The 12782-nt window shown below is 60.3% G+C and carries 15 protein-coding genes; 8 read left to right on the top strand and 7 right to left on the bottom strand.

Annotation, left to right across the window (positions count from 1 at the left end; translation table 11 throughout):
* The first annotated feature begins 226 nt into the window (after positions 1-226).
* From KGB27_RS31420 to KGB27_RS28865, 3 genes are all read left to right on the top strand, one after another.
* Positions 227-358: a hypothetical protein gene (locus KGB27_RS31420; protein ID WP_008030474.1), complete on the top strand. Its 132-nt coding sequence runs from the start codon at positions 227-229 to the stop codon at positions 356-358.
* Between the two features lie 77 nt (positions 359-435).
* A complete protein-coding gene (locus tag KGB27_RS28870; protein WP_008030471.1) occupies positions 436-618 on the top strand; it encodes a hypothetical protein in 183 nt (60 codons plus the stop codon).
* 103 nt (positions 619-721) lie between these two features.
* Entirely contained in the window at positions 722-1921 is a 1200-nt protein-coding gene (locus tag KGB27_RS28865; protein ID WP_192226000.1) for an MFS transporter, read from the top strand.
* Here the strand turns inward: KGB27_RS28865 and arfB are convergent.
* From arfB to KGB27_RS28830, 7 genes are all read right to left on the bottom strand, one after another.
* Positions 1918-2331 carry an alternative ribosome rescue aminoacyl-tRNA hydrolase ArfB gene (gene arfB, locus KGB27_RS28860; RefSeq protein WP_003222786.1) on the bottom strand — a complete coding sequence of 138 codons (414 nt, stop codon included), beginning with the start codon at positions 2329-2331 and terminating at the stop codon, positions 1918-1920. The two genes, KGB27_RS28865 and arfB, sit on opposite strands and share 4 nt — an antisense overlap.
* A gap of 212 nt (positions 2332-2543) precedes the next feature.
* The gene (locus KGB27_RS28855; RefSeq protein WP_223557227.1) at positions 2544-3956 is read right to left on the bottom strand and encodes an amino acid permease; all 1413 of its coding nucleotides are present in this window, start codon (positions 3954-3956) and stop codon (positions 2544-2546) included.
* An 853-nt stretch (positions 3957-4809) separates the two neighbouring features.
* Positions 4810-6063: a 23S rRNA pseudouridine(2605) synthase RluB gene (rluB, locus tag KGB27_RS28850; RefSeq protein ID WP_223557226.1), complete on the bottom strand. Its 1254-nt coding sequence runs from the start codon at positions 6061-6063 to the stop codon at positions 4810-4812.
* Between the two features lie 351 nt (positions 6064-6414).
* Positions 6415-7395: an SMC-Scp complex subunit ScpB gene (scpB, locus tag KGB27_RS28845; protein WP_223435086.1), complete on the bottom strand. Its 981-nt coding sequence runs from the start codon at positions 7393-7395 to the stop codon at positions 6415-6417.
* Between the two features lie 11 nt (positions 7396-7406).
* Positions 7407-8165: a segregation and condensation protein A gene (locus KGB27_RS28840; protein WP_411736723.1), complete on the bottom strand. Its 759-nt coding sequence runs from the start codon at positions 8163-8165 to the stop codon at positions 7407-7409.
* 63 nt (positions 8166-8228) lie between these two features.
* Positions 8229-8858, bottom strand: coding sequence for an L-threonylcarbamoyladenylate synthase (locus KGB27_RS28835; RefSeq protein ID WP_032832737.1), 630 nt, complete (start codon positions 8856-8858; stop codon positions 8229-8231).
* Between the two features lie 13 nt (positions 8859-8871).
* Positions 8872-9735 carry a PHP domain-containing protein gene (locus tag KGB27_RS28830; RefSeq protein ID WP_008030458.1) on the bottom strand — a complete coding sequence of 288 codons (864 nt, stop codon included), beginning with the start codon at positions 9733-9735 and terminating at the stop codon, positions 8872-8874.
* A gap of 87 nt (positions 9736-9822) precedes the next feature.
* Here KGB27_RS28830 and KGB27_RS28825 point away from each other — a divergent pair, with 87 nt between their 5' ends.
* The 5 genes from KGB27_RS28825 (at position 9823) to KGB27_RS28805 (ending at position 12670) form a co-directional block, all read left to right on the top strand.
* Positions 9823-10419: a septation protein A gene (locus KGB27_RS28825; RefSeq protein ID WP_008042693.1), complete on the top strand. Its 597-nt coding sequence runs from the start codon at positions 9823-9825 to the stop codon at positions 10417-10419.
* A 1-nt stretch (position 10420) separates the two neighbouring features.
* Positions 10421-10720, top strand: coding sequence for a YciI family protein (locus tag KGB27_RS28820; protein WP_223557224.1), 300 nt, complete (start codon positions 10421-10423; stop codon positions 10718-10720).
* 109 nt (positions 10721-10829) lie between these two features.
* Positions 10830-11243, top strand: coding sequence for a hypothetical protein (locus KGB27_RS28815; protein WP_008042694.1), 414 nt, complete (start codon positions 10830-10832; stop codon positions 11241-11243).
* A gap of 7 nt (positions 11244-11250) precedes the next feature.
* On the top strand, positions 11251-11928 hold the full coding sequence (locus KGB27_RS28810) for a response regulator transcription factor (RefSeq protein WP_008030451.1): 678 nt from the start codon (positions 11251-11253) through the stop codon (positions 11926-11928).
* A gap of 283 nt (positions 11929-12211) precedes the next feature.
* Positions 12212-12670: an LTXXQ domain protein gene (locus tag KGB27_RS28805; protein WP_223557223.1), complete on the top strand. Its 459-nt coding sequence runs from the start codon at positions 12212-12214 to the stop codon at positions 12668-12670.
* The last annotated feature ends 112 nt before the right edge of the window (positions 12671-12782 follow it).

The following is a 12782-nucleotide window of genomic DNA, read 5'->3' as shown; positions in this document are numbered from 1 at the left end:
GTATCAGTCGACATAGACGTTGACTGACACTCCGCTATCGCGAGCAGGCTCGCTCCCACATTTGTTTTGCGGTGTGCCCTCTTCCACACCTGTCTAGACAAGCCCATCCGTCGTAACAATTGGATATAAAAGTCTGATTGTCATTTCTCCTGCTGTATCCTGCCCAGGCTTTGTAAAAGCGCGGATCTACCAGATCTATCAACAGACTTTGCGAGGAGCGCGAAACATGCACGAGATCCCTAATCTCCCCTTCCCAAGCCTGCACGAAACTGAGCAGACACCCACGCAGCAAGCCGGCGCCCAACAGCCCGAGCCGAAAGAAGCCACTGAACGCCGCCAGGCCGACAGCGAAGACTGAAACACCCGCAATGCCAGACCGTGTGGAAAGCGCTAACATGCGCTTTCCACACCGCCTGAACCCTTGAGTTGCACACCATGACCGATGACTTTAGCGAGACCCAGGCCAGCGTTCTGATCGGCACCGCCGAGAAGATGATCGAGATCTGGAATCGCCTGTCCCCCGAGAAACAAGCGGCATTGCTCGCCCGTTTCGGCAGCGAAGAAAATGCCCTGGCCGCCCTGGTCACGACGCAACTGGTCGCCCCCGCCAAACCCTGATTCGCCCCCACCCGGCAAATAGTTTTACTTTTCCACGCCCGCGGCCTCTCACGCCGCTATCATAAGCAGCCTATCTATCCTGCTTTCCCGTGGACCTTTACCCATGTCTGAAAACCAGCGCCCCCTGGCGGTCACGCTGCAAGTCGTTTCCATCGTCCTGTTCACTTTTATCGGCTACCTCAACATCGGCATTCCCCTGGCCGTATTGCCCGGCTACGTCCACAGCGATCTGGGTTTCGGTGCCGTAGTCGCCGGCCTGGTGATCAGCGTGCAATACCTGGCCACCCTGCTCAGCCGTCCATACGCCGGGAAAATCATTGATAACAAGGGCAGCAAACTGGCGGTCATGTATGGCCTCGCCGGTTGCGGTCTGAGCGGCGTATTCATGCTGATTTCGGCCTGGACCCAAAGCCTGCCGATGCTGAGCCTGATCAGCCTGTTGATCGGCCGCCTAGTGCTCGGCAGCGCGGAAAGCCTGGTGGGCTCGGGCTCGATCGGCTGGGGCATCGGCCGGGTCGGCGCGGCGAACACCGCCAAAGTGATCTCGTGGAACGGCATCGCCAGTTATGGCGCACTCGCCGTCGGCGCACCGCTTGGCGTGTTGCTGGTCAGTCAGTTGGGCCTGTGGAGCATGGGCGTGAGCATCGTGTTGCTGGCCGTGCTGGGCCTGGCGCTGGCCTGGCCGAAAACCGCCGCGCCCATCGTGGCCGGGGAACGATTGCCGTTCATGCATGTGCTGGGTCGAGTGCTGCCGCACGGTTGCGGCCTGGCGCTGGGTTCGATCGGCTTCGGCACCATCGCCACCTTCATCACCCTGTATTACGCCACGCAACACTGGGACAACGCGGTGTTGTGCCTGAGCCTGTTTGGCGCGAGCTTCATCGGCGCGCGGCTGTTGTTCGGCAACCTGATCAACCGTCTCGGTGGTTTTCGCGTGGCGATTGCCTGTCTGTCGGTGGAAACCCTCGGGCTGTTGCTGCTGTGGCTGGCACCGGATGCTCATTGGGCCTTGGCCGGCGCGGCGCTGAGCGGATTCGGTTTTTCCCTGGTGTTCCCGGCGCTGGGCGTGGAAGCGGTCAATCTGGTGCCCGCGTCCAGCCGTGGCGCTGCGGTTGGCGCGTATTCGCTGTTCATCGATTTGTCGCTGGGGATTACCGGACCATTGGCGGGCGCGATTGCCGCCGGATTCGGTTTTGCTTCGATCTTCCTGTTCGCTGCAATCGCCGCTTTGAGCGGTTTGGCACTGAGCGTTTACCTGTACAGGCAAGCGCCCAAGTATCGTGAAGAGCGAGACGCCCGCTAGAAATCGACCTTGCCGCGCCCGGCCTTGATGCTGCCGCGCTTGGTCTTGGATTCGAGCCGACGCTTCTTCGAGCCGAGGGTCGGCTTGGTCGGACGGCGTTTCTTTTCGACCTTGGTGGCGCTGAGGATCAACTCGGTCAGCCGCTCCAGCGCATCGGCGCGATTGGCCTCCTGCGTGCGGTATTGCTGGGCCTTGATGATCAACACGCCGTCGCTGGTGATGCGGCTGTCACGCAGCGCCAGCAGCCGCTCCTTGTAGAACTCGGGCAAGGACGAGGCCGGAATGTCGAAGCGCAGGTGCACGGCACTGGAGACCTTGTTGACGTTCTGCCCACCGGCGCCCTGGGCGCGGATGGCCGTCAATTCGATCTCGGCATCCGGCAGATGCACATTGTTGGAAATCACCAGCATGGAAAAGCGTCCGTATTCAGAGTGCGCAGGATACCTTGATTAGCACCGTCCCTGTGGGAGCCAGCCTGCTGGCGATGAGGCCGTGTCAGTCGACATCATCATTGCCTGACCTGCCGCTATCGCGAGCAGGCTCGCTCCCACAGGTGTTTTGTGTGTACCCCAGAAACAACAAACCCGGCACATGGCCGGGTTTTTTGTGTCTGCGCGCTGCGTTATTTCACTGCAGCCTGCAACGCTTGTTGAGCACTGCGCTTGTTCTTGATGCCGTAGCAAATCCACATGAACACGACCCACACCGGAATCGCGTACACCGAAACCTGGATGCCCGGGATCAACAGCATCACGCCAAGGATGAACACCACGAACGCCAGGCAGATGTAGTTTCCGTACGGATACCACAGGGCCTTGAACAGCGGCGTCTGCTTGGTCTTGTTCATGTGCTGGCGGAATTTGAAGTGCGAATAGCTGATCATCGCCCAGTTGATCACCAACGTGGCCACCACCAGCGACATCAACAGTTCCAGCGCGTTTTGCGGGATCAGGTAGTTCAACAGCACCGCAATCAGCGTCACCGCCGCCGAAGCGAGGATCGAACGCACCGGCACGCCGCGCTTGTCGATCTTCGCCAGGGCTTTCGGCGCATCGCCCTGCTCGGCCATGCCCAGCAGCATGCGGCTGTTGCAGTAGGTGCCGCTGTTGTACACCGACAACGCCGCGGTCAGCACCACGAAGTTGAGGATGTGCGCGGCGGTGTTGCTGCCGAGCATCGAGAACACTTGCACGAACGGGCTGCCGCTATAGGAATCGCCGGAGGCGTTCAGGGTCGCCAGCAGGCTGTCCCATGGCGTCAGCGACAGCAGGATGACCAGTGCGCCGATGTAGAAAATCAGGATCCGGTAGATCACCTGGTTGATCGCTTTCGGGATCACGGTTTTCGGTTTGTCCGCTTCTGCTGCGGTGAAGCCGAGCATTTCCAGGCCGCCGAAGCTGAACATGATGATCGCCATGGCCATCACCAGACCACTGACGCCATTCGGGAAGAAACCACCGTGGGACCACAGGTTGGTCACCGACGCTTCCGGTCCGCCGTGGCCACTGACCAGCAAGTAGCTGCCCAGGGCAATCATGCCGACGATTGCCACGACCTTGATGATCGCGAACCAGAACTCCGCCTCGCCAAAGACTTTGACGTTGGCCAGGTTAATGAGGTTGATCAGCACGAAGAACCCGGCTGCCGAGACCCAGGTCGGGATGTCCGGTGCCCAGTAGTGGATGTATTTGCCGACGGCGGTCAGCTCCGACATGCCCACCAGAATGTACAGGATCCAGCAGTTCCAGCCCGACAGGAAACCGGCGAAACCACCCCAGTATTTGTGCGCGAAGTGGCTGAAGGAACCGGCCACCGGCTCTTCGACGATCATTTCGCCGAGCTGGCGCATGATCATGAAGGCAATGAAGCCGCAGATGGCGTAGCCGAGGATCATCGACGGGCCAGCGGATTTCAGTACACCGGCCGAGCCGAGGAACAGGCCGGTACCAATCGCGCCACCGAGGGCGATCAGTTGAATATGACGATTCTTCAGGCCGCGTTTCAGCTCGCCTGAATGCGAGTTTTGTCCACTCATGAAAAGGGTCTCACGCAAGGTTTGATGATGTTCAATAGACGTTGCTGCTCGGTTGCGACTTTAAGCAGCGCCGATCAAACCCCAGCGCAGGCACCAGGAGTTCAGCGTATTTACAACGGTCATGCGTCACCTGTTTGTTTTTATCTGTGACGAAATCGAACCCGACACGCTCGTGACGCGGCGGAGTGAACAAGGCGGATAGCCTTGAGGTTTGCGCAGGTGCGCAGGAGGTCACAGGTAAAACGCGGCGCATTGTACACCGCTAACCCCCTGCTGCCAGACACCGCTGGATCAGCGCGTCGGTTGCCGGGATTGCCTGTGTCCGCCCCGAGGGTTTCGGGCGGCTGCAAAAAGAGAGTCAGACCTTTGCGGGTCGTCGGCGTGAGCGATAGGAAAACCGCCCCACGGGGAGAGGTGGAGATGAGTCACGGCGTACATTGCGCCTCCTTTTTGTTATGCACCTGCACGACAGGCATGGGGCGCATGACACCCTTCTGGAGCCGCTGAAACAAGCGGGCCAGAGAGCTGAAAAAGGTCTAAAGGCTCATAGAGCGGAAGAAATTTCTTACGGTTATCGCCGGAGGGTGGTTTCGCGAGGCCAATCGGCAGAAATCGTCAGGTTTTCTTTACGAGGCGTAACACCTATTTTCCACCCTGACTTTGGCAGCGCTCCCACTGACGCCTTCGCGGGCAAGCCTCGCTCCTACAGGTATCGCGGCTCGCGGAAACGGCACCGAACCTGTAGGAGCGAGGCTTGCCCGCGAAGACGGATTCACAGACAACTCACCACTTAAGTCAGGGCAAAAAAAAACGCCAACCCGAAGGTTGGCGTTTTTCATCTGCCGCTCAGCCCTTACTCAGGCTTGCGACGACCGAAGCCCGGACGCTGGCCCGAACCGGCTGGCGCGCCGCGGCGCTTGCCCGATGGTTTGTCACCCTCGACCAGCTTGATCCCCGGACGTTTTGGCGCTGGCTTGGCCGGGCGCTTGGTGTCCGATGGACGATCCGCCACTGGCGTACCGCGACCAGACTCTCCACGACCCGCAGGGGCACCGCGGCCTTCGCCACGTTCAGTGCGACCGTTGGCCGGACGCGGCGTGCGTGGACCACGCTCGCCGTCGGCGCGTGGCGCTGCTGGCTTGCGGGCTGGACGCTCGCCTTCGATATGCGGTTCACGGGTATCGCGCGGTGTAGCAGCGGACTGGTTACCGATGGCAGGACGCAACGAACGCACGCGCTCGGTCTTGCCCATCGGACGCGACGATTTACGCTGCATACGGTCGAGCTTGTCTTTGCTCTTGGCATTCATCTGCGGCATGGCCACAGGCGTCAGACCCACTTCCGCACTCAGAATGTCGACTTCGTACTGGCTCATTTCGCGCCAGCGACCCATCGGCAGGTCGGAGTTGAGGAACACCGGACCGAAACGCACGCGCTTCAGACGGCTAACCACCAGGCCCTGGGATTCCCACAGACGACGAACTTCGCGGTTGCGACCTTCCATCACCACGCAGTGGTACCAGTGGTTGAAACCTTCGCCACCTGGCGCTTGCTTGATGTCGGTGAACTTGGCCGGGCCGTCTTCAAGGACGACGCCTGCCTTCAGACGCTCGATCATCTCGTCATCGACTTCGCCACGCACACGTACCGCGTATTCACGGTCCATTTCGTAGGAAGGGTGCATCAGGCGGTTGGCCAGTTCACCGTCGGTGGTGAACATCAGCAGGCCGGTGGTGTTGATGTCCAGACGGCCGATGTTGATCCAGCGACCTTCTTTGGGCCGTGGCATCTTGTCGAAAACGGTTGGGCGGCCTTCCGGGTCAAGGCGGGTGCAGATTTCACCGTCGGGCTTGTTGTACATGATCACGCGGCGTACCGACTCGGCGGCTTCTTCGCGCTTGATCGCCTTGCCATCGATGGTGATGGCGTCGTGCATGTCGACGCGCTGCCCGAGGGTGGCGTCTTTGCCGTTGACCTTGATGCGGCCGTGGCTGATCCAGGCTTCTACGTCACGGCGCGAGCCGACGCCGATACGGGCGAGGACTTTCTGCAGTTTCTCGCCTGCTGGGCCGATTTCCTGGTCGTCTTTCTGGTCGTTGATACTCATCTGGGCACCTCCCGGTGTGGTCTGTTCAGGCTTTGCCTGAAGAGTTGAAAGCTTGTACTTGGGCGAAGGGATCGCCGAAGGGTCGCGAATCATACGCTCATGTCGGCGTTTGCGCATCAGAGACTAGCTGATGAATGGCCAGTTACCCGGATTTCCGCCGACCGGTGGTACCGAGGTTGATCAGACGCTGATCTTTGGTTGAACTCATCAAACTCTCCAGCCAACACAAACCCTGTAGGAGCCGGCTTGCCGGCGATGGCGTCCTGTCAGGCACTAAATGTGTCGACTGACCCACCGCTATCGCCGGCAAGCCGGCTCCTACAGGGATTTCATCGTCTGTGAGGTCGGAGGTCAGTCTTCGAACTCGCGGCGTTCGGCTTCGATGGCTTCGGCGAGGGCCCGGGCTTCGGCTTCTTCGTCGGACAACTCGGGTTCGGGCTCGGGTTTCGGCTGTTCGAGCGCGGCGACGGCGGCCAGGAGCTTTTCGCGCGCCTCAGCCACACCGAGCACATCATCTTCCCGTTCTTCTTCGACGGTGGCTTCTGGTTCGACTTGAAGCTCAGCCTCAATGACCGCTTCCGGCTGCGCCAAAACCTCTTCGGTCACGCTCATCTCGCCATCACGCAAAATGTCATCGAAGTCGGTCTTGAGCCCCTCCTCCATGGTGTCCAGCTCCAGCAACAACGTATGGAAGCTGGTTTCTTCTTTCGGCTCTTCCGGCTCGGCGCTGGCGTCCGCCAGTTCCTGCAAACCGGCTGGCACGGGCGCATCGTCGAAGTCGAGCACTGGGTCAGGCTCCAGCTCGCGCAGTTCTGCGAGCGGCGGCAGATCGTCAAGATTCTTCAGGTTGAAATGATCGAGAAACGCCTTCGTCGTCGCAAACATCGCCGGTTTACCGGGCACGTCGCGATAACCGACGATGCGAATCCACTCCCGTTCCAGCAACGTCTTGACGATGTGACTGTTGACCGCCACGCCCCGCACGTCTTCGATCTCGCCCCGGGTGATCGGCTGGCGATAGGCAATCAGGGCCATGGTTTCGAGCATGGCACGGGAATACCGCTGCGGGCGCTCTTCCCACAAACGCCCGACCCATGGCGAGAATTTTTCGCGGATCTGCAGGCGATAGCCGGAGGCGACTTCCTTCAGCTCGAACGCACGGCCCTCGCAGGACTTGGCCAGGATCGTCAGGGCTTTTTTGAAAACCGGCGGTTCCGGCCGCTCGCCTTCCTCAAAGAGTTCGAACAGGCGTTCAAGCGATTGCGGTTTTCCCGAGGCCAACAGAAAGGCTTCAAGCAGTGGCGCCAGCTCGCGGGGTTCAGTCAGGTTCATGATTCAACTCGTTATTCGGCTCGGGCTCGCACGTGGATCGCCGCGAACGGCTCATTCTGCACCAGGTCGACCAAGGATTCCTTGACCAGTTCGAGGATCGCCATAAAGGTCACCACCACCCCCAGGCGCCCTTCTTCAGCGGTGAACAGCTCGACAAAGGGCACGAAACCGCCCCCTTTGAGCCGCTCCAGCACGTCGCTCATACGCTCGCGCGTGGACAGCGCCTCGCGGCTGACCTGGTGGCTTTCGAACATGTCGCCACGGCGCAGCACCTCGGCCATGGACATCAACAACTCGGACAGACTCACATCCGGCAACAGCTTGCGCGCCCGTGCTTCCGGGGCATCCAGCTTGGGCACCACCACATCACGACCGACGCGGCTCAGGCCGTCGATGCCTTCGGCGGCTGCCTTGAAGCGCTCGTATTCCTGCAAGCGACGGATCAGTTCGGCGCGCGGATCGTCTTCTTCGTCTTCGATGGTTTCGGCGCGAGGCAACAGCATCCGCGATTTGATTTCGGCCAGCATCGCGGCCATCACCAGGTACTCGGCGGCCAGTTCCAGGCGCACCGACTGCATCAATTCGACGTAACCCATGTACTGGCGGGTGATTTCCGCCACCGGGATGTCGAGGATGTTGATGTTCTGTTTGCGGATCAGGTACAGCAGCAGGTCGAGGGGGCCTTCGAAGGCTTCGAGAAAAACCTCGAGCGCATCCGGCGGAATGTACAGGTCCAGCGGCATTTCCAGCACCGCCTGGCCATAGACCATGGCGAAAGGCAGTTCTTGCTGGGCGCCGGCCTGACTGTCGATAACGGGTTCTACTGCAGACATTTACGCCTCGGCCATGAACGGCGTCGGGTCGCCGCAACCGACGCGGATCACTTCCGGCTCGCCATCGGCGAGGTTGATCACCGTGGACGCCTTGATCCCACCGAAACCGCCGTCGATGATCAGGTCCACTTGATGCTCGAGCAATTGGCGCATTTCGTAAGGATCGCTCAGCGGGTCGGTGTCGCCCGGCATGATCAGCGTCACGCTCATCAGCGGTTCGCCGAGTTCTTCCAGCAGCGCCAGGGCAATCGGATGGCTTGGCACACGCAGGCCGATGGTGCGCTTTTTCGGGTGCAACAACAGCCGCGGGACTTCACGGGTGGCGTTGAGAATGAAGGTGTAAGGCCCCGGCAGGTGCGCCTTGAGCACGCGGAAGGTGCCGGTGTCGATCTTGGCGAACAGCCCGAGTTGCGACAGGTCGCAGCAAATCAGCGCGAAGTTGTGCTTCTCGTCCAGTTGACGCAACCGGCGCACGCGCTCCACGGCATTCTTGTCGCCGATCTGGCAACCAATGGCGTAGGAAGAGTCTGTGGGATAAATCACCACCCCGCCGTTGCGGATGATCTCGACAGCCTGTTTGATCAGGCGCGCTTGCGGGTTTTCCGGATGTATCTGGAAAAATTGACTCACATTCTCTACCTGTTCAGACGGCGGCAATAATTGGGTCATGTTTGAATCGACACCACAGTGGTGGCAGATCCTCCGGGAGCGGGCGGTATTCACCGATCTCGGACCAGCCTCCAGGGCCATGAAAATCACTGCCAGCGCTGACCAGCAGACCGAACTCACGGGCGAGAATCGCCAGGCTGCCCACTTGCTCGGCGGGCTGATGGCCATTGACCACTTCGATAGCGTGGCCCCCAGCTTGAATATAGTCAGAAATCAGGCGGCGACGCTTGCTGCGAGTGAAATCGTAGTGCCAGGGATGCGCCAGGCTCACCCAGGCTTTTGCGGCGCGCAGGGTTTCGACGGTCTCTTCCAGGGTCGGCCAGTGTTGCTTGACGTCCCCCAGCTTGCCGGCGCCCAGCCATTTGCGGAACGCTTCGGCGCGATCCTTGACGAAACCTTCACGCACCATCCAGTCAGCGAAGTGCGGGCGGGCCGGCGCGTTGCCGCTGTCGCCCAGTTCCTGTTGAATCGCCCGGGCGCCCTCCAGCGCACCCGGCATGCCCTTCAACGCCAGTTTGCGGCTTATTTCTTCGGAACGTAGCCAACGGCCATCGTGCAACTTGGCGATGGCATCGACCAACGGCGCGGCATTGACATCAAATCCGTAGCCCAGCACATGAATGGTTGCGCCGCCCCAGGTGCAGGACAACTCGACGCCGTTGACCAGTTGCATCCCCAGCGCCGTTGCGGCGCTACGGGCCTCATCGAGGCCTTCAAGGGTGTCGTGATCGGTCAAGGCCAGGACTCGCACGCCTTTCTCGAACGCACGCGCAACCAGAACCGCAGGCGCCAGGGCGCCATCGGAGGCCGTGCTATGGCAGTGCAAATCAACATTCACAGGGATGTGTAACCTCAAATCAGCCGGCGCTATCGCGCGCCCATATGTTTGTTATTATGCCGCCACATCCTGCTTCTGGCTGCCACTGTGAAACAATTCATCGATTTCATCCCGCTCCTGCTGTTTTTCATCGTATTCAAAATCGATCCACGGGTCGTCGACATCGCCGGTCATCCAGTGACTGTAGGCGGTATTTACAGCGCCACGGCAATGCTGATCATCAGCTCCCTGGTGGTGTACGGCACGCTCTTCATCAAGCAGCGCAAGCTGGAAAAAAGCCAATGGCTGACGCTTATCGCGTGCCTGGTCTTCGGTAGCCTGACACTGGCGTTCCACAGCGAGACCTTCCTGAAATGGAAAGCCCCGGTGGTCAACTGGCTGTTTGCCCTGGCGTTCATCGGCAGCCACTTCATCGGTGACCAGCTGCTGATCAAGCGCATCATGGGCCACGCACTGACCCTGCCGGACCAGGTCTGGACTCGCCTGAACATCGCCTGGATCGCATTTTTCCTGTTCTGCGGTGCCGCCAACCTGTTTGTCGCGTTCACGTTTCAGGAATACTGGGTCGACTTCAAAGTCTTCGGCAGCCTGGGCATGACGCTGTTGTTCCTGGTCGCTCAGGGTATTTACCTGTCCCGCCACCTGCACGACGCCGATACCACCACGCCAAAAACCGAGGACTGACATGCTTTACGCAATCATTGCCACAGACGTCGCCAATTCCCTGGAAGCCCGCCTGGCCGCACGGCCTGCACACCTTGAGCGCCTGCAAGTGCTCAAAGGTGAAGGTCGTATCGTATTGGCCGGCCCACACCCGGCAGTCGACAGCAATGACCCGGGCGCTGCGGGTTTCACCGGCAGCCTGATCATCGCCGAATTCGATTCCCTGAGCGCCGCCCAGGCCTGGGCCGACGCCGACCCGTACATCGCTGCAGGCGTCTACGCCAACGTTTTGGTCAAGCCGTTCAAGCAAGTCCTCCCGTAAAATCCCCCCGTGCGATGAACCTTCCCGGTTCATCGCGCTCTCAATCGCTCATTATTCTCGTTTGCCTGCCGACAACCTGCCCAATAATCGATTGGATTCAGGAGCTCCGATGCGCAAAGGTCCGTTGTGTCTGATGTTGGTCACGTTGTCGATCGTGGCGCCCGCCCACGGTGAAGAAAGTGCCGCCGGTGGTAGTTCGACGCCTCTGTCCTTGAGCGCCGGGAGCCAGATCAGCGAGTTGCAGCAACGCTTGAAGGTGAGCGAACAGCAACGAGAAGAACTGAGCAAACAACTGCAAAGTGCAGATGCCGAACGCGAAAGCCCTCAGCTGAGCCGGTTGCGCCAGGAGAATCAGCGCCTGAAGCTGCAACTCAAGGAAGCCCAGGCCAGCAGTCCGCTGCCGCGCTTTTTGACAGACCAGCAGCAATGGTTCGTGATCGGCGCAGGAGTTGCGCTATTGGCCCTGCTCTGCGGTATCTTCGCCAGTGGTGCAAGTCGAAAACGTCGACAATGGCTAAATTGAGTGAGTCATGAGCGAGCTGTTATTAATTGATGACGATCAGGAGCTGTGTGAGCTTCTGGTCAGTTGGCTGAGCCAGGAAGGCTTTCATGTCCGGGCTTGCCACGACGGCCAGAGTGCTCGTCGCGCGCTGGCTGAAACGTCCCCGGCGGCGGTGGTGCTGGATGTGATGCTGCCGGACGGCAGCGGCCTGGAACTGCTCAAGCAATTGCGCAGCGACCATCCGGAATTGCCGGTGCTGATGCTCTCGGCACGCGGCGAGCCTCTGGACCGCATCCTGGGCCTGGAACTCGGCGCCGACGATTACCTGGCCAAACCGTGCGATCCACGGGAACTGACCGCCCGCCTGCGCGCCGTCTTGCGCCGCAGTCATCCGGCGGCGGTGTCCAGCCAGCTTGAACTGGGCGATCTGTGTTTCAGCCCGGTGCGCGGCGTGGTCAGCATCGATGAACAGGAATTCACCCTCACCGTCTCCGAAAGCCGCTTGCTCGAAGCCTTGCTCAAGCAGCCGGGCGAGCCGCTGGACAAACAGGAACTGGCGCAGATCGCCCTCGGTCGCAAGCTCACCCTGTACGACCGCAGCCTGGACATGCACGTCAGCAACCTGCGCAAAAAGATCGGTCCCCACCCCGACGGCCGCCCGCGCATCGTCGCCCTGCGCAGCCGTGGCTATTACTACAGCCTCTGATCCCCAGCGATGACCGCGTCGTCTGCATCGCCGGCAAGCCGGCTCCTACAGGTTCGGTGAATACAACCTCCTGTAGGAGCTGGCTTGCCGGCGATGGCGGCTTACCTGACACACCGCGTTGTCTGAATCGCCGGCAAGCCGGCTCCTACAGGTTTGGTGTTGTGTCAGGCGGATGCCAAACCGTCTTTACCCAAGCTTTACGCTCCGCTGACCGCCGCTGACCTTGATCTGCGTAATCTGTACTCATCCGGAACGTACCGGGAACGAGACAAGGAGATTCACCATGCGCAAGACTCTTATCGCTCTGATGTTCGCTGCCGCCCTGCCAACCGTTGCCATGGCCATGCCTGAAGGCGCCGGCCCAATGGGTGGTTCGATGGACGGCTCGCGCCACGGCGGTCAGATGCACGGCATGCACGGCATGCACGGCAAGGGCCCGTACAGCCAACTGGACCTGAGCCGCGAACAGCGCGAGCAGATCCGCAAGATCATGGGCGAGCAGATGCACGAGCGTAAGCAAGTGGTCGACAAATACCTGGAAAAACTCTCGCCGGCGGACCAGAAAGCCATGAAAGATGAAATGGCCGCCAACCACAAGAAAGCCGAGGCCGATGTGCGCGCCCTGCTGAAACCGGATCAACAGAAGCAATTCGACGAGATCCAGAAAAAACAGGCTGAGCGCCGCGCCGAATGGGCCGAGTTCAAGGCCTGGAAAGCGCAACAACCGCAAAAAGCGCAATAATGCGCTGACCCCGGACCCAACGGCTGTACACCGTTGGGTCTGATACCACCCTGTTCAATGTGGGAGCGAGCCTGCTCGCGATGGCGGTGTATCAGACCAAGTTACTTTGACT

Origin of the sequence: Pseudomonas sp. BF-R-01, assembly GCF_019946615.1 — a bacterium.
GTDB classification, from domain to species: Bacteria; Pseudomonadota; Gammaproteobacteria; order Pseudomonadales; family Pseudomonadaceae; genus Aquipseudomonas; species Aquipseudomonas migulae.
The sequence above is the reverse complement of the archived record's forward strand: the minus strand, read 5'-3'. Positions and strand labels throughout refer to the sequence as shown.

Excerpts from the sequence above, each read along its gene's own strand:
- KGB27_RS28840 (WP_411736723.1), bottom strand. The coding sequence starts at position 8,165 with ATGGTCTATGGCCAGGCGGTGCTGGAAATGCCGCTGGACCTGTACATT.
- KGB27_RS28820 (WP_223557224.1), top strand. The coding sequence starts at position 10,421 with ATGCTTTACGCAATCATTGCCACAGACGTCGCCAATTCCCTGGAAGCC.
- KGB27_RS28805 (WP_223557223.1), top strand. The coding sequence starts at position 12,212 with ATGCGCAAGACTCTTATCGCTCTGATGTTCGCTGCCGCCCTGCCAACC.
- KGB27_RS31420 (WP_008030474.1), top strand. The coding sequence starts at position 227 with ATGCACGAGATCCCTAATCTCCCCTTCCCAAGCCTGCACGAAACTGAG.
- scpB (WP_223435086.1), bottom strand. The coding sequence starts at position 7,395 with ATGAACCTGACTGAACCCCGCGAGCTGGCGCCACTGCTTGAAGCCTTT.
- KGB27_RS28815 (WP_008042694.1), top strand. The coding sequence starts at position 10,830 with ATGCGCAAAGGTCCGTTGTGTCTGATGTTGGTCACGTTGTCGATCGTG.
- rluB (WP_223557226.1), bottom strand. The coding sequence starts at position 6,063 with ATGAGTATCAACGACCAGAAAGACGACCAGGAAATCGGCCCAGCAGGC.
- arfB (WP_003222786.1), bottom strand. The coding sequence starts at position 2,331 with ATGCTGGTGATTTCCAACAATGTGCATCTGCCGGATGCCGAGATCGAA.
- KGB27_RS28865 (WP_192226000.1), top strand. The coding sequence starts at position 722 with ATGTCTGAAAACCAGCGCCCCCTGGCGGTCACGCTGCAAGTCGTTTCC.
- KGB27_RS28870 (WP_008030471.1), top strand. The coding sequence starts at position 436 with ATGACCGATGACTTTAGCGAGACCCAGGCCAGCGTTCTGATCGGCACC.
- KGB27_RS28855 (WP_223557227.1), bottom strand. The coding sequence starts at position 3,956 with ATGAGTGGACAAAACTCGCATTCAGGCGAGCTGAAACGCGGCCTGAAG.
- KGB27_RS28810 (WP_008030451.1), top strand. The coding sequence starts at position 11,251 with ATGAGCGAGCTGTTATTAATTGATGACGATCAGGAGCTGTGTGAGCTT.